We start from the raw sequence: 19,206 nt of genomic DNA, 5'->3' as shown, positions 1-19,206 counted from the left end.
GGCCGCACCGGGCGCTCCCGCGGCTCCGGCGCCGATCCCAGCCGGCTCGCAGGTGGCCCCGCCGGCAGGCAGCGAGGGAACTCCACTTCCGGGCGAGGGCGCCGTGCCTCCGCCGGTCGTGGTGCCGGGTGCTGTCCCGGCCAGCAATCAGGGCGCAGCGTCCTGACGTAGCTCCAACGTATGAGGGCGGCCGCACTGCGGCCGCCCTCATCGCTTTTCGGTGCGGTTCAGGAGTGGGCGGCCCACCAGGAATAGAGCTGATCGAAGGTCGGCCCGCCCGGCGCGGCTTCCACTGTGCCGATGAACATCTCGTCGACATCGGTCCAGCTGACGGTGGGCCGGTTCTGGTCCAGCGCACACAGCAGCGTTCCGCTGACCTTGTCCGGGGTCGCGTTGCGCCGCCACGGACCCGGGGACTGGATCCGGCCCGGACAGACCACCACCTGCGACGAGGCGACGAGCGATTCGAAGGCGTCATCGAGAGCGGCCCGGTCGGGGTACAACGTGTAGGTCGACGTGTCCGGACCACCGGGATCGGTGTTCTTCGCGCACGAGACCCGGGCCGCCGCTTCACCGGAGGCGTCCGAGGGCTCGCAGGCTTGCGGCGCGTAGCCGCGGGGCACTGCCCGCAGCAAGCGATCCTGGGCCTCGGTGTCGACCGGCGCCGGCTCGGAGGTGGTGGCCGCCGTCGTGTCGGCCGCCGGTGACGGCTTCAACAGCCACATCGCCATGACGACCACCAGGACGAGCGCAACCAGTGCGCCACCGCCGATGAGCAGCACGCGCAACGATATGGCGTGGCCCGTCGGACGCGGAACCACCGGTGGCGGCGCGTTGTACAGGCCGGACCACTGACCCTCGGTGGCGGCATATTCGGGCGGCGGTCCGGCGGCGGGCTCCGCGCCCGGCGCACCCGCAGTCTCCCAACGGGTTTCGAGGCGCTGATCGTGTCCGGCCCCCACTGGCGGCTGGACCACGGGGTCGCGCGGTGGCTCCCAGCCCGGCGCCTCGGCGGGCGGTTCGACGTGCGCCATCGGCTGGATCACCGGATCGCTCGGCGTTTCCCACGCATCGCCCGCGAACGTCGGCACCGCAGCGGTGCGGTCCTCGGCGTCGGACCGCGGCTGCTGATCCACCGTTTCGAGTTCGATCGCGTCGGCGTCAGCCGGCGTCTCCCACGCGTCGGTCGTCGGGGGCTCATCCGCGGCGGTGACGGCCGGTGACCTCTCGCCGCCGAGGTTCCAGTCCGGGTCGAACGCCGGCACCGGGAACGGCGGTTCCGCCGCCCCGGCCTGACTGACGCGGGCACCGGCCGGCGTCTCCCACCCACCTTCGAACGGCTGTGGATCCGGCGCCGACACATCATCGGGTTCGTCGAATCGCGGCGGCGACTCACCCGGTGGCACGGTCTGCGACTCCCACGGATCCGACGCCGGAGGCGGTGGTGGCCAAGTCATTCCGGCACCTCGGCCCGGCTCGTCTTCACTTCACAACCCCCCATGATTGACCCCGGTCGGGTCGGGAAACGTGCGGGCATGTGTCTCGGTCGGCTGAACTCGCAGACCAAGACTAGTGGGCGGTCACCCCGACGGCGCGATCTCTGCGGGCCGCCCCGCTGGTCGATGCATCCGGAACCTCAATCGAGCTGTTCGATCAGTTGCTCGATGGCGGACACCGCCGAACCCGGCACCGGCTCCTCGGCCTCGGCACGCACGATGTCGGCCTCGGTGACCCCGGCCGCCTGTGCGGTCTCGCCGATCGTGAGGTTGGCGCGGCGCCGCACTGCGTAGAGCCGCTGGCCCAGGGTGGCGTTCGGCGCGGTGGCGCCGAGCATCGTGAGGTCGTCGATACGACCGCGGACCGAGCTCAGCGCCTTGATCAACGCCGGGGTCACCCTGCTGATCCGTGCCGCGCGGGCCGCGACCGCCTCCAACTGCCGCAGGTCCGCGAGGATGGCCGACACCCGGGGTGTGAACTGGGGATCGTCGACCGGCGGCAGCGCGTCCGCGGCCGAGGCCAGCGTGTGCACCGCCGTCACGACGGCCTGGGCGACGAGCGGGACCTCGTCCCCGGTGGTGACGACCGTCGTGGTGGTCTCGGCGCCCTCCTCGCCGGGGACCGGACCCTGCCCGTCGCGGAGTCGGGCGATGGTCCCCGGTGGCCACCGCAGGACCTCCTCGAGCTTTGCCCGGGTTCGCTCCCGCGGCCAGCTGCGGCCCTTCTCGAACGCGATGAGCGCGCCGGCGTTGATGATGCCGTCGGCGGCCAGGCTGCGCTGACTGATGTCGAGCTCTCGCCGTCGCGCGGCGGCGGCAGCGCCGGCCCGGACCATCCCTGGATCGACCGCACCGGTTGCCTCGTCGATCGGCTCCGCGTTGGTCATTGGACGGCGTATTCCTCGCTGGGGTGGGCGGCGGCTCCGACGCCGCAATACTAGCCGTCACCGTAGCGCGCGCTACGACTCGGGTCGTGTACTGCGGTTCACAGCTGTTTCAAAGCTACACCTGCGGGCCGTTGCGGCCAAGCACATCGCTACGGTTCGGCACCGGGCGTCCCCGACTCACTCCTCGCTGAATGTTGAAAAGGCCAGTTCAGCAGGCATGCATCAGCGTTCCGTAGCGTTACGTCGCACCGCTTCGGTATTGAGTTCCATCAAACTGTTGCATCGCTACGGTTGTTGCTATACATTTTCCCCATGCGGTGCAGAACCGCCGAGTAGCAGAGGAGCCGAACCCCATGAGCAATGTGACCTTCCTGGAGATCCCGGTCGGAGCCTGCACCCGCGATCCCGAGCGGTGGACCACCACTGCCGACGAGGACGCCAAGGCGATCTGCCGCGGGTGCCCCCGCCGATGGATGTGCGCCCGCGACGCCGTCGAACTGCCCAAGGCCGAGGGCCTCTGGGCCGGCATCGTCATCCCGGAGGCCGGCCGCGGCCGCACCTTCGCGCTTCGCCAGCTTCGTTCGCTGGCCGAGCGCAACGGTTACCCGGTGCGGGCCGTGCGCCGGTACTACCCCGAGTCGGCGTAGCCGCCTCGCACGTCTGCCCTCTTGCCGCCGCGTCGAGGGGACGGCGGCAGGAGGGCAGAATGCTGTCCCCGGAATAGCGCGGGCACAGCGACGGTTACATCTTCCGACGGTGCCGGGCATGCCCCGGGCTCCACCCCTTCAGTCGCTACGAGCGACCACTCGCCGAGAGGCGCCATGGCGGCACCGTCCCAAACTTCGACTACGGCCGGTCCTCGAGACCGGCCATCGTCGTCAGCAGCGCCGCCACGAAGGCGTCGACCTCGCCCTCGTCGTAGCCGCGACGCCCCAACGGCGCCTTGGGAAATCGAACACCCCGCACGTCGTCGGCCGTGAGATGGCCGCGGCCGTCGAGGCGCCGGGCCACCAGCTGCAACAGGTCGTTGACCGACTTCGGGTCGTAACCCCGGCGGTTCCACTGGCATTTCCCGAAGGTCGCACTGCGGACCTGGTCGGCGGTAAGCGCGCCCGCGGCTCGGCTCATGCCGGAATGGTAGGCGCACACACCTCGACAGAAGTTATCCACAGGCCGTTCGCCGCACCGTCGTCATCGTCGGACCCGGGACCTAGCGTGCGATGCATGACCAACTGGATCAACACCGTCAGCCGCGACCACGTCCAGCGTGGCGTCCGCGGCCGCTTCACGCAGGCCAACCACGGCAAGCCGCACGCACTGCGCAGGATGGCGCGCGGCGATTGGATCGTCTTCTACTCACCGCGCACGTCCCACCCCGACGGCGAATCGCTGCAGGCGTTCACGGCCATCGGGCAGGTGGTCGACGACGAGCCCTACCAGGCCGAGCTGTCCGCCGATCAGCAGCCGTGGCGCCGCAACGTCGACTTCCTCGAGTGCGCCGAGACGCCGATCCGACCGCTGATCGAGCACCTCGACTTCATCGAGAACAAGCAGCGCTGGGGCTACAAGTTCCGGTTCGGCGTCTTCACGATCGGCGACCACGATCTCGACGTCATCCGCGCCGCGATGGCGGGCGTGGCCGTTCCGTAGATTGGCACGGTGAGCAACACCGACCCGGCGCCCGCCGAGGTCGTCTGCGGCGCTGCACCGTTCGCCGGTGTGCTGCATCCCCGCGACGTGCCACTCGGCGGGCCGCGCGCCATCCACGTTCGCCGCACACTGCCGCAGCGTGACCGGTCGCTGATCGGCGCCTGGTGCTTCGCCGATCACTACGGGCCGCACGACGTGTCCCGCGGGGGCGGCATGGACGTTCCGCCGCATCCGCACACCGGCCTGCAGACGGTCAGCTGGTTGTTCAGCGGCGAGGTCGAGCACCGTGACAGCGCCGGTGTGCACGCCATGGTCCGGCCCGGTGAGCTCAATCTGATGACCGCGGGCGCAGGCATCTGCCACTCGGAGGTGTCCACTCCCGCGACCACCGTCCTGCACGGCGTGCAGCTCTGGGTCGCCCTGCCCGAGGCCGACCGCGACACCGGCCGGGACTTCGCCCATCACGTTCCGAGTCCCCGCACCACCGCCGGTGTCACCCTGCGGGTGTTCCTCGGCGAGGTCGAAGGCGCGCGCTCGCCGGTGGCGACCTACACACCGCTGCTCGGCGCCCAGCTCGACCTGCAGCCGGGAGCGTCAGTCGCACTCGAGGTGGACTCCGGGTTCGAGCACGGCGTCCTCCTCGACCAGGGTGATGTGGAGGCGGCCGGCGTCCGGCTCGATGTCGCCGAGCTGGCGTTCCAGCCCGCCGGGCGGCACGACCTGGGCATCGTCAACCGTGGCGACGGTCCCGCACGGATGATCCTGCTGGGTGGTCCACCTTTCGGCGAGGAGCTGCTGATGTGGTGGAACTTCGTCGGCCGCAGCCATGCCGACATCGCCGCCTACCGTGATGCGTGGGAGGCGGGGTCCGACCGCTTCGGGACGGTGAGCGGCTACCGCGGCCGGGTATCCCGACTTCCGGCGCCGCCGATGCCCAACGGGACCCTGCGGCCCCGGCGCAACCCCAGATGACAACCGAGAACCAGGAGACACCGTGACCGCTGACAAGACCGGGGCACCCACCACCGTCGCCGCCGAGGACGGCAAGTTCACCATCGCGGTGGACGGTCGCACCGTCGGGCTGGCAGAGTACGCCGACCGCGACAAGCAGCGCGTCTTCACCCACACGGAGGTCGACGGCGAGTTCGAAGGACGCGGGCTGGCCACGATCCTGGTCGCCGAGGCGCTGCGCCGGACGCGTGACGACGGTATGCGGATCGTCCCGGTGTGCAAGCTCGTCGCCAACTACGTCGAGAAGCACGACGAGTTCTCCGACGTGGTCGATCCGGTCGACAGGGACGTCAAACGCTGGCTGTCCGGCCGGTGAGCGCGGCCCGCTAGGGTCGGCGCGGTGACATCACAGAGCCGCGCCGGGTCCGCATACTTCCAGCGCGACGGCGACGCCTTCGTCCCCACCTCGTCCGCCCGCGGTCCCTGGGGTGAGTCGGTGAGCGGCAACTTCGTCGGAGGTCTGCTCGGGCATCTCGTTGACGCCGACCGGGGCGACGACACCGACATGCACCCGGCGCGCCTCACCGTCGACCTGATGCGGCCGGTCGCGATGGCGCCCGTGCGCGGGCGCACCCGGCTGGTCCGCCGTGGCCGCCGCCTGCACCTCGTCGACGCCGAGCTGCTGCAGGACGACACTGTGGTGGCGCGCGCGAGTGCGCTGCTGCTGCGCCGCGGCCCGCAGCCCGACGACGACGCATGGACGACCCCCATCGCCATGCCGCCGATCCCGCCGGATCCCGCCGACGTCGACGGCCGCACCATGCTGCTGTGGGTCTTCGGCGCCGGAGCCGAACACAGCGGTCCCAGTACCGATCTGAGCGGCTGGCAGCACGACGGGCCGAAAGCCGTGTGGGTGCGCGACATCACCCCGCTGGTCGACGGCGTCGAGCTGACACCCTTCACCCGCGCCGCGATCGCCGGTGACTACGCCAGCTCGCTGACCAGTTTCGGCAGCACGGGGTTGCCGTTCATCAACGCCGACTACTCGATCTCACTCAGCCGGCTGCCCGACGGTCCGCACATCTGCCTGAGCGCTGCGACCCATCACAGTCACGACGGCATCGCCACGGGTGTGGCCGCCATGTTCGACCGGCTGGGCCCGATCGGCAGCGCCACCACGACCGCGCTGGCGAACCCGGGCTTCGCGCCGCCGGCCCGCTAGCGCGGCTCGAGGACGATGACCGGGATCTCCCGCTCGGTCCAGCTCTGGTAGCTGTCGAAGTCGGCGTACATCTCGACGAGCCGGGGCCACAGCCGGGCGCGCTCGTCGGGTCCGGCGACCACGGCACGCATCGCCATGCGGTCGCTGCCGATCTCGACGTGGACGTCGGGATTCGCCACCAGGTTGCGGTACCACTGCGGATGCTCCGGGCGGCCGCCCTGGGACGCGACGATCACCACGTTCTTCGGATCGGAGTCGCCGTCGAACATGTACAGCAGCGGGGTCACGAAGGTCTTCCCCGACTTCCGGCCGCGGTGCTCGAGCAGCATCGTCGGCACCGGCTTGCGGAAGCCGGCGCCCACGCGCCACTTCCCGCCGATCCGGCCGCCGGTGCGGCGGTACACCCACACGTGCGCCTTGCCGACGATCTTGAAGATCTTGGGCAGCACCGGGGAGTCGAGTTGCTTGGGCCGCTGCGCAGGCGTCATCAGGCCGAGCCCAGGTACTGCGCGGTGCTGCCGCCGAGCGGGATCTCGGGCATCCCGAGTTTGCGGTGGTCCCAGCTGCGGTTCCGCTCGGGCACCACGCGTACGGCGATGCGGTTGTTCATCATCTGGTCGACGAACGGTCTCATGTCGTCGCTGTACGGCCCGGTGTAGCGCTCCCACACGCTGATGCCAACGCGCAGAAGCAGATCCGGGTCGTCGTCGACGATCTCCGCGCGCCCGTCGATCGACACCCCGCGCAGGGTGTTGTAGGTGTCGCCGTCCTCGATCATCACCGTGACCGTCGGGTCACGCCTCAGGTTGACGGCCTTCTGCGACTTGGCCTTGGTCTCGAACCAGATCTCGCCGTCGAGCACCGCGTACCACATGGCGACCAGATGTGGTCGCCCGCTGGGGAGCACCGTCGCCATGGTGGCGGTGCGACTCCGGTCGATGAACTCTGCGATCTCGGCGTCGGACATCACGATCTTGCCGCGCTCGTTCTTGCCCATCGGTAATGCCTATCAGGCGTCGGCGCGCGCAACGGTCACCGGGATGCCGTTGAGCGCACCGTTGCCCGACGGTTCGTCGAGGAAGGTCGGCGGCGACAACACGTTGGTGTTGACCCCGGGCGATCCGTTGGCCACCGACATCCGGGTGCCCGGCCTGCCGTGGCCCCAGCCGTGCGGCATCGACACCACCCCGGGCTTGATCGCATCGGTGACCTCGACGGGCACCTCGATGCTGCCGCCGGACGAGGTGACCGCGACCCGGTCGCCGGTGCTCAGCCCGCGTCGCGCGGCGTCGTCGACGTGCATCAGCAGCGTGCAGCGGTCCCTGCCCTTCATCAGCGACGGCACGTTGTGCAACCACGAGTTGTTCGACCGCAGGTGCCTGCGGCTGACCAGCACCAGGTCGTCGGGCGCGCGCTCGATCCGGCCGGCCAGCCGGGGCAGGTCGTCGAGCAGGTACTGCGGGGCGAGGCGGATCGTGGAGTCCGGCGTGCCGAGGATGGCGGGCACCTGCGGGACCATGGGGCCGAAGTTGACGCCGTTCGGGGTGGTCTTGAGCCGGTCCAGCGTGAGACCGTCCGGGTCCTCCCCGTAGCGGTCGCCGAACGGCCCGGTGCGCAGCGTGAGATCGAGGATTCGCTCCGGGCCGCCGTGGTCGTAGTGGCGGCGGATCTCGGCGCCGTCCAGACCCTGCGTGAAGGCCAGGTAGTCGAAGAAGCCGTCGTCGATGGCGGCGACGTCGACGTCCTCGGCGGGTGTGCCGGTGCACAGTCCGGTCAGCCGGATCAGGATCTCCCACTCGTGCGGCCGGTCGGGGTCCGAGGGTGCGAACACCGGCGGCGAGTAGTTCGCGACGCTGTTGATCGCGAAGTTGAGGATGAGGTCGTCGTGATGTGGCTGCTCCAGCGGCGACAGGCCGGGCAGGATGACGTCGGCGTGCCGGGTGGTCTCGTTGATCCACAGGTCGACGGCGATCATCGCGTCCAGCGTGGGCAGCACCTCGTCGAGGCGGTGTCCGCCGGGGGTGGACAGCACGGGGTTGCCCGCGACGGTGATCAGCGCCTTGATCTGGCCGTCGCCCGGGGTGGCGATCTCCTCGGCCATGCAGGACACCGGCACCTGACCGAGTACCTCCTTGGCGCCGCGGACACGGGTGCGGTAGCGACCGAATTCGGGCAGCCCGCCCTCCAGGCCGGGTTGCGGCTGCACCGTCAGCGACCACGCCGCGGCACGCGGGAACATGGCGCCGCCCGGCACGTCGAAATGTCCGGTGAGGATGTTGACGACGTCGACCAGCCAGCTCGCCAGGCTGCCGAACTCCTGATTGCACAACCCGATTCGGCCGTACACGACAGCGCGCTCGGTGCCGGCGAGCTCGCGGGCGAGTGCCCGGATGCGCGCTGCGTCGATGCCGGTGGGGCCGGCCACCCGCTCGGGCGACCAGTCGGCGGCGACGTCACGCAGCCGGTCGACGCCGTCGACGTGTCCCTGCATCGCGCCGAGGGAGACCAGGTCCTCGGCGAACAGGGTGTGCACGACGGCCAGCAGCAGCGCGGCGTCGGTGCCCGGCGTGATGGGCAACCACTCGTCGGCCCGGTCGGCCGTTGCGGTGCGGACGGGGTCGATCACCAGGACGCGGCCGATCTCGCCGATGATGCCCATGACATCGGGGGCGGCCAGCAGTGATCCCTGCGACGCCGCCGGATTGGCGCCCATCACCAGCAGCAGGTCCGTGCGCTCGATGTCGGGCACCGGAAAGCTCCACCAGCCGCCGTACATCAGGTGCGACGACAGGTTCTTGGGCCACTGGTCGACGGTGCCGGGCGAGTAGGTGACCGGCATCCCCGACATCCCCAGCAGCACGCCGGTGTAGCGGGCCAGGGAGAAGGAGTGTGCGAGCGGATTGCCGGTGTAGGCGGTGACCGCGCCGATGCCGTATTTCTCGATCACCGGCGCGAGCAGTTCGGTGCAGCGCCGGAACGCGGCGTCCCAGGAGACCTCGCGCCACTGCCCGTCCACCTTGATCATCGGCGCCCGGATGCGGTCCGGATCGTCGTGGACCGCGCCCAGTGTCGCGCCCTTGGGGCAGAGGTGCCCGTGGCTCCAGGTGTCGTCGCGGTTGCCACGGATGCCCGCGACCCGGCCTTCGGTCACCTGGATCTCCAACCCGCACATGGCTTCACACAGCGGGCAGGTGTAGAGGTGGCGGCCGTCCTGCCCGATGCCTGCCAGCGGCGTGCCCAGATCGGTCGTCATCGGACCTCCTCGCGTTTGTTGTGACAGACTGTAACGACAACGGGGTGGGCGGGAGACAGAATCGTGGGAACGGCGAACGCGGCGCCGCGACGCAGGCACGGTTCGCGACGCGATCCCGCCATCGACGCCGCGGTGCTGGCGACGACGCGCGAATTGCTGATCGCTCGGGGCTACGCGGCGACGACGATCGACCTGATCGCCGCCACGGCGGGCGTGAGCCGCCCCGCGGTGTACCGGCGCTGGAGTTCGAAGGCCGAGTTGGTGCACGAAGCGCTCTTTCCCGACCTCGGCCCCGAACGACCCGAGGACGACTTCGCCGCCGAGATCGTCCGGCTGTGTCGCGGGGCCATGCGGATGTACGGCGACGCCGCGGTGCGCGAGGCGATTCCCGGCCTGCTCAACGATCTGCGGGCGGACCGCAAGTCGCGACGGGTGCTCAGTGACCGGCTCGAGGCGGCGGCCCGTGGTGAACTCGCCGAGCGGATCGAGCAGGCGGTCCGGACGGGAGTGGCCCGCGACGCCGTCGGCGCCGACACCGTCATGGACGTGATCGCCGGCGGCGCCTGGTATGCGGTGTGTGTGCGCCGGGCCCGCGATGTGGAGACCGCGGCGCGCGAACTCGCCGAACTGGTGCTGCGCGGAGTGCTCATTCCCGGTCAGGGGTAGCAGCGCGTTCGCTGGCTGGTCGGTGCGATGCTGACTACTGTGTCCTGCGTGTGGGTGGGGTTGGGGTCGATCAGGGATGGCAAGACGTCGACGGCCGGCGGCCTCCGTGTCGGACTCGCCGTGCTGGGGGCCGCGACGCTGCTGACCTCCTGCACCTCTGAGGTCACCGGTTCGCCGGTCACCGCCGCGGGCCCGCCGCCCGGCACCGTCGACATCGCGAGCCTCGACGTCGGCAACTACCCCACCGAACCCGCACCGCTGGGCACCGCGGAAACCCCCAAGGTGGGTTCGATCGTCGAAGCCCAGCGGATGGCCAACTACGTGACCGGACCGTGGGAAGTGGATCCGGCCCTGGTCGTGGGCTACATCCGGCAACCGATGGTGCTCATCCCGGGGCAGGTCTCGGTTCCCATGCTCAAAGAGGTCAGCCAGGCCGCCGAGCGCCACCAGTTCGTCAACGGGTTCTTCGTCTCGCGCCGGTCGAAGGACGACAAGACGTTCCTGCACCACGCGGTGCTGCGCTTTCCCGATCCCGGAGCGGCCGTCGCGGCGACCGCCGAGATCGCACGGGTGGCCGGCGAGATCCAACTACCGATGCAGACCTCACCGGCGACGCCCCTGCCGATTCCGGGGCACCCCGAGACCGTCGCCACCAGCAGCACACACAACAACGGCCCGAGGTCATGGGCCACCGTGCGATCGGCGACCCCCCGTGGGCCGTACGTGCTGCTTCAACAGGCGCAGGCGGTCGACGTGGCCGCAACTGCGGCGCTGGTCGCCAAGACGCTCGACCTGCAGGGCCCCCTCATCGACCAGTTCAAGGCGACCGATATCGCCCGATTCGCAGAATTGCCAATCGATCCCACCGGCCTCCTGGCCAAGACGTTGCCGATAAGCACGAGCGACGCCACCCTCGTCCAGCGGACCACGTATGAACGCCGCGGTGCGCTGCAATTCCAGACCGACCCGGTGGCCTCCACCGCCACGTTCGACCGCACCGGCACCGACCTGATGTCGAGCGCCACCACGACGGTGTACGAGACGCGCGACGAGGCCGGCGCCCGGCTGATGGTTGATAGGTTCTCCGCTGAACTGGCTCTGGATGCCGACTCCACAGACGCCGTGCAAGGTTTGCCCGGCAGCAGTTGCTTCGCGTTGGAGGGCGGCGGTAGCTACTGCGTCGCCGCCGCAGGCCGGTACGTGATCGAGGCCAACGCCGTGCAACTCGCCGACACCCATCAACGCGTCGCGGCCCAATACGTCATGCTGATGGCCGGATGAATCGCACCGTCCGCGCCGGCCACGTGATCAGGGCGCTCCCGGCGTGGCTGGCCGCCTCCATGCTCGTCACCTCCTGCGCCGCGACGATCTCCGGCCAGGCCGCCAAAGAACCCGACGCGCCCGCACCACCCGTTTCGCTCGACACCGGCAACTACCCCACCACGCCACGCCCGCCGCTGGGCGCCGCCGGCCCGAACGGCGCCGCCGTCGAGGCCCATCGCATGGCTGACGCCGTCGTCGGGCCGTGGGAGGTCGATCCCGTTCTGCTGCAGATCAACCCGACCACAAAGGTGTGGAGGGAGCCGAAAGCGATCTCGACGTCGATCCCCGAGCCGGCGCCGAGCATCGCCTCCACCAACGGGTTCCTGACCGGGTTCAGCACATCCCGCTCGGCCACAGCGCCGGCCGGTGCGCTGGACATCCTCCAGATCGCGGTGATGCGTTTCCCGACGATCGAGAGGGCCGCGGCGGCGGCCACCGGGATGTTCTCGAAATCCGCGGCCACCGAGTCGCGGCCGGTTCCCGTTCCCGGCCCCCCCGCCGCGGCGGCGGCCACCGGGATGTTCTCGAACTCCGCGGCCACCGAGGCGCGGCCGGTTCCCGGTCCCGGCCACCCCGACGCGTCGGCGGCAACCTTGGGTCTCGCCGACGGCGGCGCGGCGGTGTTCAGCTACACCGCCCGCGGCGTGTTCCTCGTCTACACCTGGACGGTGGGCCGCAACGGCAACGCCGACGCGGCGACCGGGGCCACCGTACGAGCACTCGACCTGCAGAAGCCGCGCCTCGACGCCTTCGCTCCCACCGCCCCCGACGGGTTCGCCGGACTGCCCGTCGACCCCGACGGGGTGCTCGCCAAGGCCGTCCCCGTCCCACCGGGCAACCTGACGGTCACCCATGGCGCGTGGCAGCCACGCGCAGCGCTGCACTACTCCGCGGACCCGCCCGTCTCCGGCGCCCTGTTCGAGAAGGCCCGCGTGACGACCGTCGCCAACGCCCTCGACACCCTCTACGAGACCGAGGACGCCGCGGGCGCAACGACCCTGCTCGACGGACTGCAGGTCGAAACGGCGCGGGAACCGAATCTCCGGCGTCGGCAGATCGATCCGGTGCCCGGCGTGCCGGAATCCCACTGCGTGGACAACGGCGAGCGACCGCCCGATGCGCCGAAGACCGGGATCCCCCGCTTCGCATGTCTGGTCGCGGTCGACCGCTACGTCGCGTCGGTGTCCGCCGAACAGCTCGATGACACCCAGCAGCGGGTCGCCGCCCAGTACGTGATGTTGACCGCGAAGTGACCGAGGTGAAGACAGGCCAGCCATGCCGCTGAGTGAGGGAACCGTCGTCGGCGGTTACACCATCGAATCGGTGCTCGGTGCCGGCGGGATGGGCACTGTCTACCGCGCCAAGCACCCGAGCCTTCCCCGCAGCGACGCCGTCAAGGTGCTCAGCGCCGAGATGTCTCAGGACCAGATGTTCCGCGCCCGTTTCCTGCGGGAGGCCGACATGGCCGCGACGCTGGACCACCCCAACATCGTCACTGTGTACAACCGGGGCGAAACCGACGGCCAGCTCTGGATCGCCATGCAGTACGTCGCGGGCAGCGACGCCGACCGGGAGACCACCAGCGGCCGCATGACGCCCGCACGGGCGGTGCACATCATCGGCGAGGTCGCCAAAGCGCTCGACTACGCCCACAGGCGCCAGATCCTGCACCGCGACGTCAAGCCCGCGAATTTCCTGATCGGCAGCGACGACGACGGGGAGGAGCGGGTCTACCTCGCCGACTTCGGCATCGCCCGCGCCGTCGACGAGGCTGTCGGCCTCACCCAGACCGGCACCGTCATGGCTTCGGTCGCCTATGCCGCACCCGAAGCCCTCGAAGGCAGCCACATCGACCACCGCACCGACATCTACGCCCTCGGCTGCGCCCTCTACCGACTCCTCACCGGCACCACCCCGTTCTCCAAATCCGGTGGGCTGTCCGCCGTCGCGACCGCGCACCTGATCCAGCCGCCACCGCGCGTCACCGACCGCGTCCCGGCGCTGCCGGGCGCCTTCAACGACGTGATCGCGCGGGCCATGGCCAAGGACCCCAATCAGCGCTATCAGTCAGCGCGCGAGCTCGCCCATGCCGCGTCCGCCGCTCTGGCCGGGGGTCCGGCGCAGAGCAGCGGCACTCAGCAGTGGACGACAGCTCCGCCGCCGCTGCCGCTGCCCGGCCCGCCACCCCGATCGCCGAACGACCCGATCACCTATCCCAGCGGCTGGCACCCCACCGGCGATGCGGTCACCGGATCGCGACCGCCGCTGCCCCAGCAGCATTTCGGACCTCCTCCGGTGACCCCGGGACACCCGCCGCCCGCACCGGGGCGGAGCCGACGGAAGCTCGTCATAGGCGGCGCGATCGCCGCGGCGGTCCTGCTGGTCGCCGCCATCGCAGGATTCGTCATCGCCCGCGGCCCCGGCGCCGCCCCCTACGAGGCGCAGACGTTCGCCCACGCCTTCGGGCAGACCAGCCTCGCCGCGGCGCCCGCCGCCGTCGCCGCGGTGGGTGCAGGCGATGCCGACGCGGTGCTCTCGCTCGGCGTCGTGCCGGTGGTGGCGTTCGCACCCGACGCTCAGCTGCCGAGCTGGGAGCAGGACAAGGTCAGCGACTCGACGGCGGTACTCGGCTTCATCGACACGGCCGCGGTGGCCGCCGCCAAGCCCGACGTCATCATCGCGACCAGTGGCGTCGACCAGAACACGTACGAGCGGCTGTCGGCGATCGCACCGACGATCACCCAGCCCGAGGCGACCGACACGCGACAGTGGACCTGGCAGGAACAGCTCAAGTGGGTCGGCCGCATCCTCGGCGAGCAGAGCATGGCCGACCAGCTGATCGGCACGGTCCGCGACCAGCGGTCGGACCTGGAAAGTCAGAACTCGCAGCTCGTCGGCAAGACGGTGGAGGCGCTGACGTTCTCCGACAGCGGTCTGGCACAGGTGCTCAAGCCGTCCAACGCCGCGGACTATCTCGAGGGTCTCGGCATGAGTTACGCCGAGACCCTGTCCCGCGGGCCCGAGGACACCTCTGCGACCCGGTCGGTCACCGACTTCAACCGCCTGTACAGCATCAGGAGCGACGTCCTGATCGTCATCCGCACCGATGGCGCCGCCGGAGGCGGTGGATACAACGGCCTGCCGAACGAGGTGAAGGCGTTCACCGGCACGATGATCATCGTCGACGACGCCAATACCGTTGCGGCGCTGGCCGAACCTGGCGGCTATCTGGCCACCGAGTACCTCGACGCGACACTGGTGCCGCTGATCGCGAAGCGGTTGAAGTAGTCCGAAGCGTTCGGCTACCCGGTGATCTTGTCCGCGATCGCCTGTGCAACCGCCGCACCCACGAGGGGGTCGGTCGGCCTGCACGCCCGCACGTCGACGATCACGTTGCGCCGCTGGGTCATCGCCCGCTCGCACTTCAGCGGCGGCCCTTCGGTCACGCCACGCTCCAGAGCCAGGGTCAGCATGTCGCCGGTGACGGTGAAGGGGCCCGCCACCGCACGCTCGACGCCTCCCCCGCCCTCGCCCCAGTCGACGTTGATCGGCTGCGACTGGCACTTCGCCCAGTTCTTCGCCTCCTGGTCGAGGAACGCCCGGGCAGCCGCCTCGTCCGGGAACGCCGCAACCGCCTGCATCACCTGGTGATAGGGCTTTGGTTCCTCGCCGACCACCTGCCCCGCCACCCCGGTGGTCGAGTTCAGATAGGTCGCCTTGTTCAGCACCGCCCACGCGCTCAGGCAATTCAGCGGGGTGGGCGGGGCGACCCGGCCGCCGGTTCCCAACACGGCGAACACCCCGGTGGGCACCATCCCGGACGTCTGCAGCAGACCGTCGAGGTCTGCTGCCGGCAGCAGGAATCCACGCAGCGCGGCAGGGTCGACATTCCCGGGGGCAGCTGCGCTGGGCGCGGTCGGGGTCGGCGTGCCGGACGGCTTGCTCGGCTTCGGCGGCGGCCAGGCGTTCGTGCTGCGCGGGCCCGAGGCGGTGTCGTCATCCTTCCCGGCGGTGAACTCGTAGGCCGCGAACGCGCCGCCGGCGACGACGAGGCCGGCCACGAACGCCGCACCGATCGCCAGCCCGAGCCGACGTCCCTTCTTCTCCGGCTTCGGCGTGACGGTGATCGACTGCGGTGACGCCCCCGGCGGATACCAGCCCGGCGGCTGCTGGAACTGCTGCTGCGGCGCAGGAGGAAAAGGCTGGTGGCCCTGGGCGGCGCCGTACGGCGCCGGCGGCGGACCGGCCGGCCGCTGACGGGCGGGCCAGTCGGCGGTGAAGTCCTCACCCTCGCGACCGCCCGTGCCGCGCGGATCCTGCGTGTTCATCTCACTCGCCCTTCCGGTGGGTTTCGGCACAGCCTTGCATCTCTTTGCTGACGCCGGTGAACGTGACCCCGAGTATGCCAGACCGCATCGGTTAGCGCTTCAGTTTCTCCGACCACAAATTGACGGAACTGTAGCATCCGCGCTGCAGCGGCCCGCTCGGGCAAACATCGCCCCCAAGTCCGGAGGCCGCCAGTAAATCCGCCTGATCTGTGCATACTCCTGAGCAACGGCAGGCCCGCAGCGACCGCCTTGCTGGGTTCACGACGCGGTTTGCGGCTCGAAACCGAAGCGGGTGCTTCATCTTGGCGGATCCGGTGCTACAGTTACGTCGGCACCGGACGAGGTGCGATGAAGATTGCGGAACACACCGACGGGGGGCGCAGGACGGATGACCGACGGCACCGGCGAACCCGATGTTCCCGCCCTGATGATCCACTGCGCTCTCGACGCGGACGCCCACACGGTGCGCCCTGACGACGGCCCGGTGACCATCGGCCGGATCCCACCGGCCCGCATCCTGGTCAACGACCCCCGCATCTCCAGCAAGCACGCCCGCATCGACGCCCTCTCGGGCCACTGGGTGCTCACCGACCTCGGCAGCACCAACGGCACGTACGTCGACGGACACCGCATCGGCGTCACCGCGATCACCGACGGCATGACCGTCCACCTCGGCAACGCCGACGGCATCCCGGTGTCGTTCACCTCGATCGCCGACGCCGATCCGGTCGACGACCCCGAGGACGACCCGGTGGACGCGGTCGACGAGCGCCTCCTGCGTGCCGGTCAGGCCGTCGCCGAGCGGCGCCGCGAGCTCGGGCTGTCGCAACGGGACCTGCTTGCCCTCGGTGTGGCCAAAAGCCAAGGGACACTGGTCAACTTCGAGAACGGCCGCACGTGGCCGCGCAAAAGCAGCCGTGCCCGCCTCGAAGAGGTGCTGAAGTGGCCGCCCGGCACCATCGCCGCCATCGTGGCGGGCGAGTCCGGCGCCCAGCCCGTCGGCGGCGAACCCGCGGACGACAACACCGAGGTCCTGTCCAACACCGTCGAGATGCAGCTGGTGGTCGACGCCGCAGAGATCGGCCTGCACGGGATCAACGCGCGCATCCTCACCCTCCCCGGCCTTCACGACCCCGGCTATGCCGATCAGGTCGGCGAACTGCTCAGCGAACTGCGCAGGCTCGAGTCGATGATCAGCCGGGCCACCCTGGCGGCCACCGCGGGCGCCGACCTGGCGGTGCTGCTCAGCGAGGTCCGTCGTGCCCACACCGATCTCATGGGCCGCGCCGCCAAGGCGCCCGGCGCACCGCTGGGTCCGCGCCTCTACACCGCGCGGCACCGCAGCGAACTGCGCGTCGACGAGATCGCCGCGGCCGCAGGCGTTGACGCGCGCATCGTCACCGCGGCCGAAGCCGACCAGGCCGTCGACGCGGCGGCTGCAGCGGCACTGGAATCGGTGATCGCCACCCTCACCCGGCACTGGAGCGCCTGACATGACATCTCACCGGACGTCGAGGTCTGCCGCCACTCTCGGCGTGCTCGCCCTGTGCACCGCGGCGCTGCTCACCGGCTGCGGGAGCGGTGACACCGTCAAGGGCACCCCCGTGTCGGGCCTCTTCGACCCGTTCGAGGTCGGTGGCCTGCCGGTGACCGACGGCCCCAGCGACGTGCGCGACGGCGCGCCGCCGCCCGTCGGCGAGGTACGCGACACCGACGGCGGCAAGGTCGACCAGCTGATGCTGCTGACCACCAACGACGTCGCCGACTTCTGGCAACAGAACTACGGGTCGCTGCCGGGCGCGTTCCGCCCCGTCCAGAACTTCCTGTCCTACGACTCCCAGAACCCGCAGTCCCCGATGGTGTGCGGGGCCAAGACCTACGAGCGGCCCAACGCGTTCTATTGCCACCGTGAGCGGCTGATCGCCTGGGACCGCGGGCTTCTCGTCCCCGTCGGGGTCAAGTACTTCGGCAAGACATCCGCGGCCGGGCTGATGGCCCACGAGTACGGGCACGCCGTCCAGCGGATGGCCGGGCTGGTCAATCCGCGCACCCCGACCATCGTCTTCGAGCAGCAGGCCGACTGCTTCGCCGGCGCGTACATGCGGTGGGTCGCCGAGGACGGCTCGCCACGATTCACGCTGAGCACCGGCGACGGCCTGAACAAGATCCTCGCCGCCGTCATCGCCTCCCGTGACCCCGTCCTCACCCCCGCCGACGCCGAGATGATCGAAGAGGGGCACGGCACCGCGCTCGACCGGATCACCGCCGCTCAGATCGGCTTCGTGTCCGGCGTCTCCGCCTGCGCCGCCATCGATCTGGACGAGATCTACCAGCGCCGGGGCGACATTCCGATGGTGCTCCAGGTCGACGAGGAGACCGGGTCGGTGAACAGCGGCCAGCTGCCCATCGGCGAGGAGTCGATCGCCTCCCTGGTGGAGACACTCGGCTTCATCTACAAGCCCGAGCAGCCGCCCGCCCTGTCCTTCGACACCACGGCCGAATGTCCCGACGCCACCTCCGCCGCACCGGTGACCTACTGTCCGGCGACCAACACCATCACCGCCGACCTCCCGGCGCTCGAGGAGATGGGCAGGGCCGCCAACGAGGACGACGGCATGATGCTGCAGGGGGACAACACCGCGCTGTCGGCGGTGACGTCGCGCTACATGATCGCCCTGCAGCACCAGCGGGGCCTGGCCCTGGACAGCGCGACCGCCGCGATGCGCACCGCCTGCCTGACCGGCGCCGCCGACCGCGAGATGGTCGAACCGATCACCTTGCCGTCCGGCGGGAACTTCCAGCTGACCGCGGGCGACGTCGACGAGAGTGTCTCAGGTTTGCTCACCAACGGCATCGGCGCCAGCGACGTCAACGGCAACGCGGTGCCCGCCGGCTTCACCCGAATCCTGGCCTACCGCGCCGGCCTGCAGTCCGACGCCGATCGCTGCTTCGACCAGTTCGCGGACGCGTAGACCGATGACGCCGCCAGTGACTCCTGACCTCCGGAGGTACGCGTGACCGACAGAGCAGTGGCAGCTCCGCCGCTGACGGTGTGGCTCGGAGCGGCGATGTACACGTTCCCGGCCGGTCGGGAGGTCACCGTCGGTCGCGGCGATCAGTGCGACATCCGTGTGGACGTGCCCGAACGACAAGCCATCTCGCGCGTCCACGCCGTGCTGCGCTTCGACGGTCAGCAGTGGGTGGCGATCGACAACAAGAGTCGCAACGGCATCTACAGCGGCGGCGCGCGGCAGCCCCAGGTGTTCATCGACGACGACGTCGACGTGAGCCTCGGCGCCCCCGACGGGCCTCGCCTGACCTTCCGCACCGGCAGTCAGCAGCTCAACGTGATCAGCAGTCCGGTCGCGCCGGGTCCGTGGCCGTCGAGCCCGCCGCCGTCGCGGCCCGCCACCGGCGCCATGCCCGCCCC

19 protein-coding genes are annotated in these 19,206 nt (G+C 70.3%); 12 read left to right on the top strand and 7 right to left on the bottom strand.

What is annotated here, in order from left to right:
* Window positions 1-227 precede the first annotated feature (227 nt).
* Both Q2100_RS20570 and Q2100_RS20565 read right to left on the bottom strand, forming a co-directional pair.
* Window positions 228-1,457 (bottom strand): chromosomal replication initiator protein DnaA, encoded by a 1,230-nt coding sequence (locus tag Q2100_RS20570; RefSeq protein ID WP_302915547.1) that lies wholly within the window; start codon window positions 1,455-1,457, stop codon window positions 228-230.
* A gap of 179 nt (window positions 1,458-1,636) precedes the next feature.
* A complete protein-coding gene (locus Q2100_RS20565) occupies window positions 1,637-2,383 on the bottom strand; it encodes a helix-turn-helix domain-containing protein (protein WP_264014861.1) in 747 nt (248 codons plus the stop codon).
* 353 nt (window positions 2,384-2,736) lie between these two features.
* Here Q2100_RS20565 and Q2100_RS20560 point away from each other — a divergent pair, with 353 nt between their 5' ends.
* On the top strand, window positions 2,737-3,030 hold the full coding sequence (locus Q2100_RS20560; protein ID WP_264014862.1) for a WhiB family transcriptional regulator: 294 nt from the start codon (window positions 2,737-2,739) through the stop codon (window positions 3,028-3,030).
* 199 nt (window positions 3,031-3,229) lie between these two features.
* Here Q2100_RS20560 and Q2100_RS20555 read toward each other — a convergent pair whose 3' ends face one another.
* Window positions 3,230-3,511 (bottom strand): DivIVA domain-containing protein, encoded by a 282-nt coding sequence (locus tag Q2100_RS20555; protein ID WP_264014863.1) that lies wholly within the window; start codon window positions 3,509-3,511, stop codon window positions 3,230-3,232.
* 96 nt (window positions 3,512-3,607) lie between these two features.
* Here Q2100_RS20555 and Q2100_RS20550 point away from each other — a divergent pair, with 96 nt between their 5' ends.
* Genes Q2100_RS20550 through Q2100_RS20535 form a run of 4 tightly spaced genes read left to right on the top strand, consistent with a single transcriptional unit; the run spans window position 3,608 to window position 6,206 of the window.
* Complete coding sequence (locus tag Q2100_RS20550) at window positions 3,608-4,033, top strand: EVE domain-containing protein (protein ID WP_302915546.1); 426 nt, start codon at window positions 3,608-3,610, stop codon at window positions 4,031-4,033.
* A gap of 9 nt (window positions 4,034-4,042) precedes the next feature.
* Complete coding sequence (locus tag Q2100_RS20545; RefSeq protein WP_302915545.1) at window positions 4,043-5,005, top strand: pirin family protein; 963 nt, start codon at window positions 4,043-4,045, stop codon at window positions 5,003-5,005.
* Between the two features lie 22 nt (window positions 5,006-5,027).
* The gene (locus tag Q2100_RS20540; RefSeq protein WP_264014866.1) at window positions 5,028-5,360 is read left to right on the top strand and encodes a GNAT family N-acetyltransferase; all 333 of its coding nucleotides are present in this window, start codon (window positions 5,028-5,030) and stop codon (window positions 5,358-5,360) included.
* 24 nt (window positions 5,361-5,384) lie between these two features.
* On the top strand, window positions 5,385-6,206 hold the full coding sequence (locus Q2100_RS20535; RefSeq protein ID WP_302915544.1) for an acyl-CoA thioesterase domain-containing protein: 822 nt from the start codon (window positions 5,385-5,387) through the stop codon (window positions 6,204-6,206).
* Here Q2100_RS20535 and Q2100_RS20530 read toward each other — a convergent pair.
* The 3 genes from Q2100_RS20530 to Q2100_RS20520 are packed head-to-tail and all read right to left on the bottom strand — an operon-like array spanning window position 6,203 to window position 9,459.
* Window positions 6,203-6,694 (bottom strand): nitroreductase family deazaflavin-dependent oxidoreductase, encoded by a 492-nt coding sequence (locus tag Q2100_RS20530; RefSeq protein ID WP_302915543.1) that lies wholly within the window; start codon window positions 6,692-6,694, stop codon window positions 6,203-6,205. The genes Q2100_RS20535 and Q2100_RS20530 overlap by 4 nt on opposite strands.
* A complete protein-coding gene (locus Q2100_RS20525; RefSeq protein WP_269896959.1) occupies window positions 6,694-7,203 on the bottom strand; it encodes a pyridoxamine 5'-phosphate oxidase family protein in 510 nt (169 codons plus the stop codon). Before Q2100_RS20525 ends, Q2100_RS20530 begins: the two co-directional genes overlap by 1 nt.
* 12 nt (window positions 7,204-7,215) lie before the next feature.
* Window positions 7,216-9,459, bottom strand: a complete 2,244-nt coding sequence (locus tag Q2100_RS20520) for a molybdopterin oxidoreductase family protein (protein ID WP_302915542.1) — start codon at window positions 9,457-9,459, stop codon at window positions 7,216-7,218.
* 60 nt (window positions 9,460-9,519) lie between these two features.
* On the opposite strand from Q2100_RS20520, the gene Q2100_RS20515 reads away from it, so the two are divergent.
* From Q2100_RS20515 to Q2100_RS20500, 4 genes are read left to right on the top strand one after another with little or no spacing between them, the layout of a single operon-like run.
* Window positions 9,520-10,125 carry a TetR/AcrR family transcriptional regulator gene (locus tag Q2100_RS20515; RefSeq protein WP_302915548.1) on the top strand — a complete coding sequence of 202 codons (606 nt, stop codon included), beginning with the start codon at window positions 9,520-9,522 and terminating at the stop codon, window positions 10,123-10,125.
* A 48-nt stretch (window positions 10,126-10,173) separates the two neighbouring features.
* Window positions 10,174-11,406 (top strand): DUF7373 family lipoprotein, encoded by a 1,233-nt coding sequence (locus Q2100_RS20510; RefSeq protein WP_302915541.1) that lies wholly within the window; start codon window positions 10,174-10,176, stop codon window positions 11,404-11,406.
* Window positions 11,403-12,701, top strand: coding sequence for a DUF7373 family lipoprotein (locus Q2100_RS20505; protein ID WP_302915540.1), 1,299 nt, complete (start codon window positions 11,403-11,405; stop codon window positions 12,699-12,701). The genes Q2100_RS20510 and Q2100_RS20505 overlap by 4 nt, the downstream gene beginning before the upstream one ends.
* Window positions 12,702-12,723: 22 nt before the next feature.
* Window positions 12,724-14,736 (top strand): serine/threonine-protein kinase, encoded by a 2,013-nt coding sequence (locus Q2100_RS20500; RefSeq protein WP_302915539.1) that lies wholly within the window; start codon window positions 12,724-12,726, stop codon window positions 14,734-14,736.
* Between the two features lie 14 nt (window positions 14,737-14,750).
* Here Q2100_RS20500 and Q2100_RS20495 read toward each other — a convergent pair whose 3' ends face one another.
* Window positions 14,751-15,776 (bottom strand): sensor domain-containing protein, encoded by a 1,026-nt coding sequence (locus Q2100_RS20495; protein ID WP_302915538.1) that lies wholly within the window; start codon window positions 15,774-15,776, stop codon window positions 14,751-14,753.
* A 388-nt stretch (window positions 15,777-16,164) separates the two neighbouring features.
* On the opposite strand from Q2100_RS20495, the gene Q2100_RS20490 reads away from it, so the two are divergent.
* The 3 genes from Q2100_RS20490 to Q2100_RS20480 form a co-directional block, all read left to right on the top strand.
* On the top strand, window positions 16,165-17,268 hold the full coding sequence (locus Q2100_RS20490; protein ID WP_302915537.1) for an FHA domain-containing protein: 1,104 nt from the start codon (window positions 16,165-16,167) through the stop codon (window positions 17,266-17,268).
* 1 nt (window position 17,269) lies between these two features.
* The gene (locus tag Q2100_RS20485; protein ID WP_302915536.1) at window positions 17,270-18,748 is read left to right on the top strand and encodes a neutral zinc metallopeptidase; all 1,479 of its coding nucleotides are present in this window, start codon (window positions 17,270-17,272) and stop codon (window positions 18,746-18,748) included.
* A gap of 42 nt (window positions 18,749-18,790) precedes the next feature.
* The coding region (locus Q2100_RS20480) for an FHA domain-containing protein (RefSeq protein ID WP_302915535.1) at window positions 18,791-19,206 on the top strand (416 nt) is incomplete at its 3' end.

This window comes from Mycolicibacterium arseniciresistens (assembly GCF_030519285.1).
Classification (GTDB): Bacteria; Actinomycetota; Actinomycetes; order Mycobacteriales; family Mycobacteriaceae; genus Mycobacterium; species Mycobacterium arseniciresistens.
Note: the sequence above shows the minus strand (reverse complement) of the source record. Positions and strands in the feature narration are given on the sequence as shown.

Excerpts from the sequence above, each read along its gene's own strand:
- Q2100_RS20570 (WP_302915547.1), bottom strand. The coding sequence starts at position 1,457 with ATGACTTGGCCACCACCGCCTCCGGCGTCGGATCCGTGGGAGTCGCAG.
- Q2100_RS20565 (WP_264014861.1), bottom strand. The coding sequence starts at position 2,383 with ATGACCAACGCGGAGCCGATCGACGAGGCAACCGGTGCGGTCGATCCA.
- Q2100_RS20560 (WP_264014862.1), top strand. The coding sequence starts at position 2,737 with ATGAGCAATGTGACCTTCCTGGAGATCCCGGTCGGAGCCTGCACCCGC.
- Q2100_RS20555 (WP_264014863.1), bottom strand. The coding sequence starts at position 3,511 with ATGAGCCGAGCCGCGGGCGCGCTTACCGCCGACCAGGTCCGCAGTGCG.
- Q2100_RS20550 (WP_302915546.1), top strand. The coding sequence starts at position 3,608 with ATGACCAACTGGATCAACACCGTCAGCCGCGACCACGTCCAGCGTGGC.
- Q2100_RS20530 (WP_302915543.1), bottom strand. The coding sequence starts at position 6,694 with ATGACGCCTGCGCAGCGGCCCAAGCAACTCGACTCCCCGGTGCTGCCC.
- Q2100_RS20525 (WP_269896959.1), bottom strand. The coding sequence starts at position 7,203 with ATGGGCAAGAACGAGCGCGGCAAGATCGTGATGTCCGACGCCGAGATC.
- Q2100_RS20520 (WP_302915542.1), bottom strand. The coding sequence starts at position 9,459 with ATGACGACCGATCTGGGCACGCCGCTGGCAGGCATCGGGCAGGACGGC.
- Q2100_RS20505 (WP_302915540.1), top strand. The coding sequence starts at position 11,403 with ATGAATCGCACCGTCCGCGCCGGCCACGTGATCAGGGCGCTCCCGGCG.
- Q2100_RS20500 (WP_302915539.1), top strand. The coding sequence starts at position 12,724 with ATGCCGCTGAGTGAGGGAACCGTCGTCGGCGGTTACACCATCGAATCG.
- Q2100_RS20495 (WP_302915538.1), bottom strand. The coding sequence starts at position 15,776 with ATGAACACGCAGGATCCGCGCGGCACGGGCGGTCGCGAGGGTGAGGAC.
- Q2100_RS20490 (WP_302915537.1), top strand. The coding sequence starts at position 16,165 with ATGACCGACGGCACCGGCGAACCCGATGTTCCCGCCCTGATGATCCAC.
- Q2100_RS20485 (WP_302915536.1), top strand. The coding sequence starts at position 17,270 with ATGACATCTCACCGGACGTCGAGGTCTGCCGCCACTCTCGGCGTGCTC.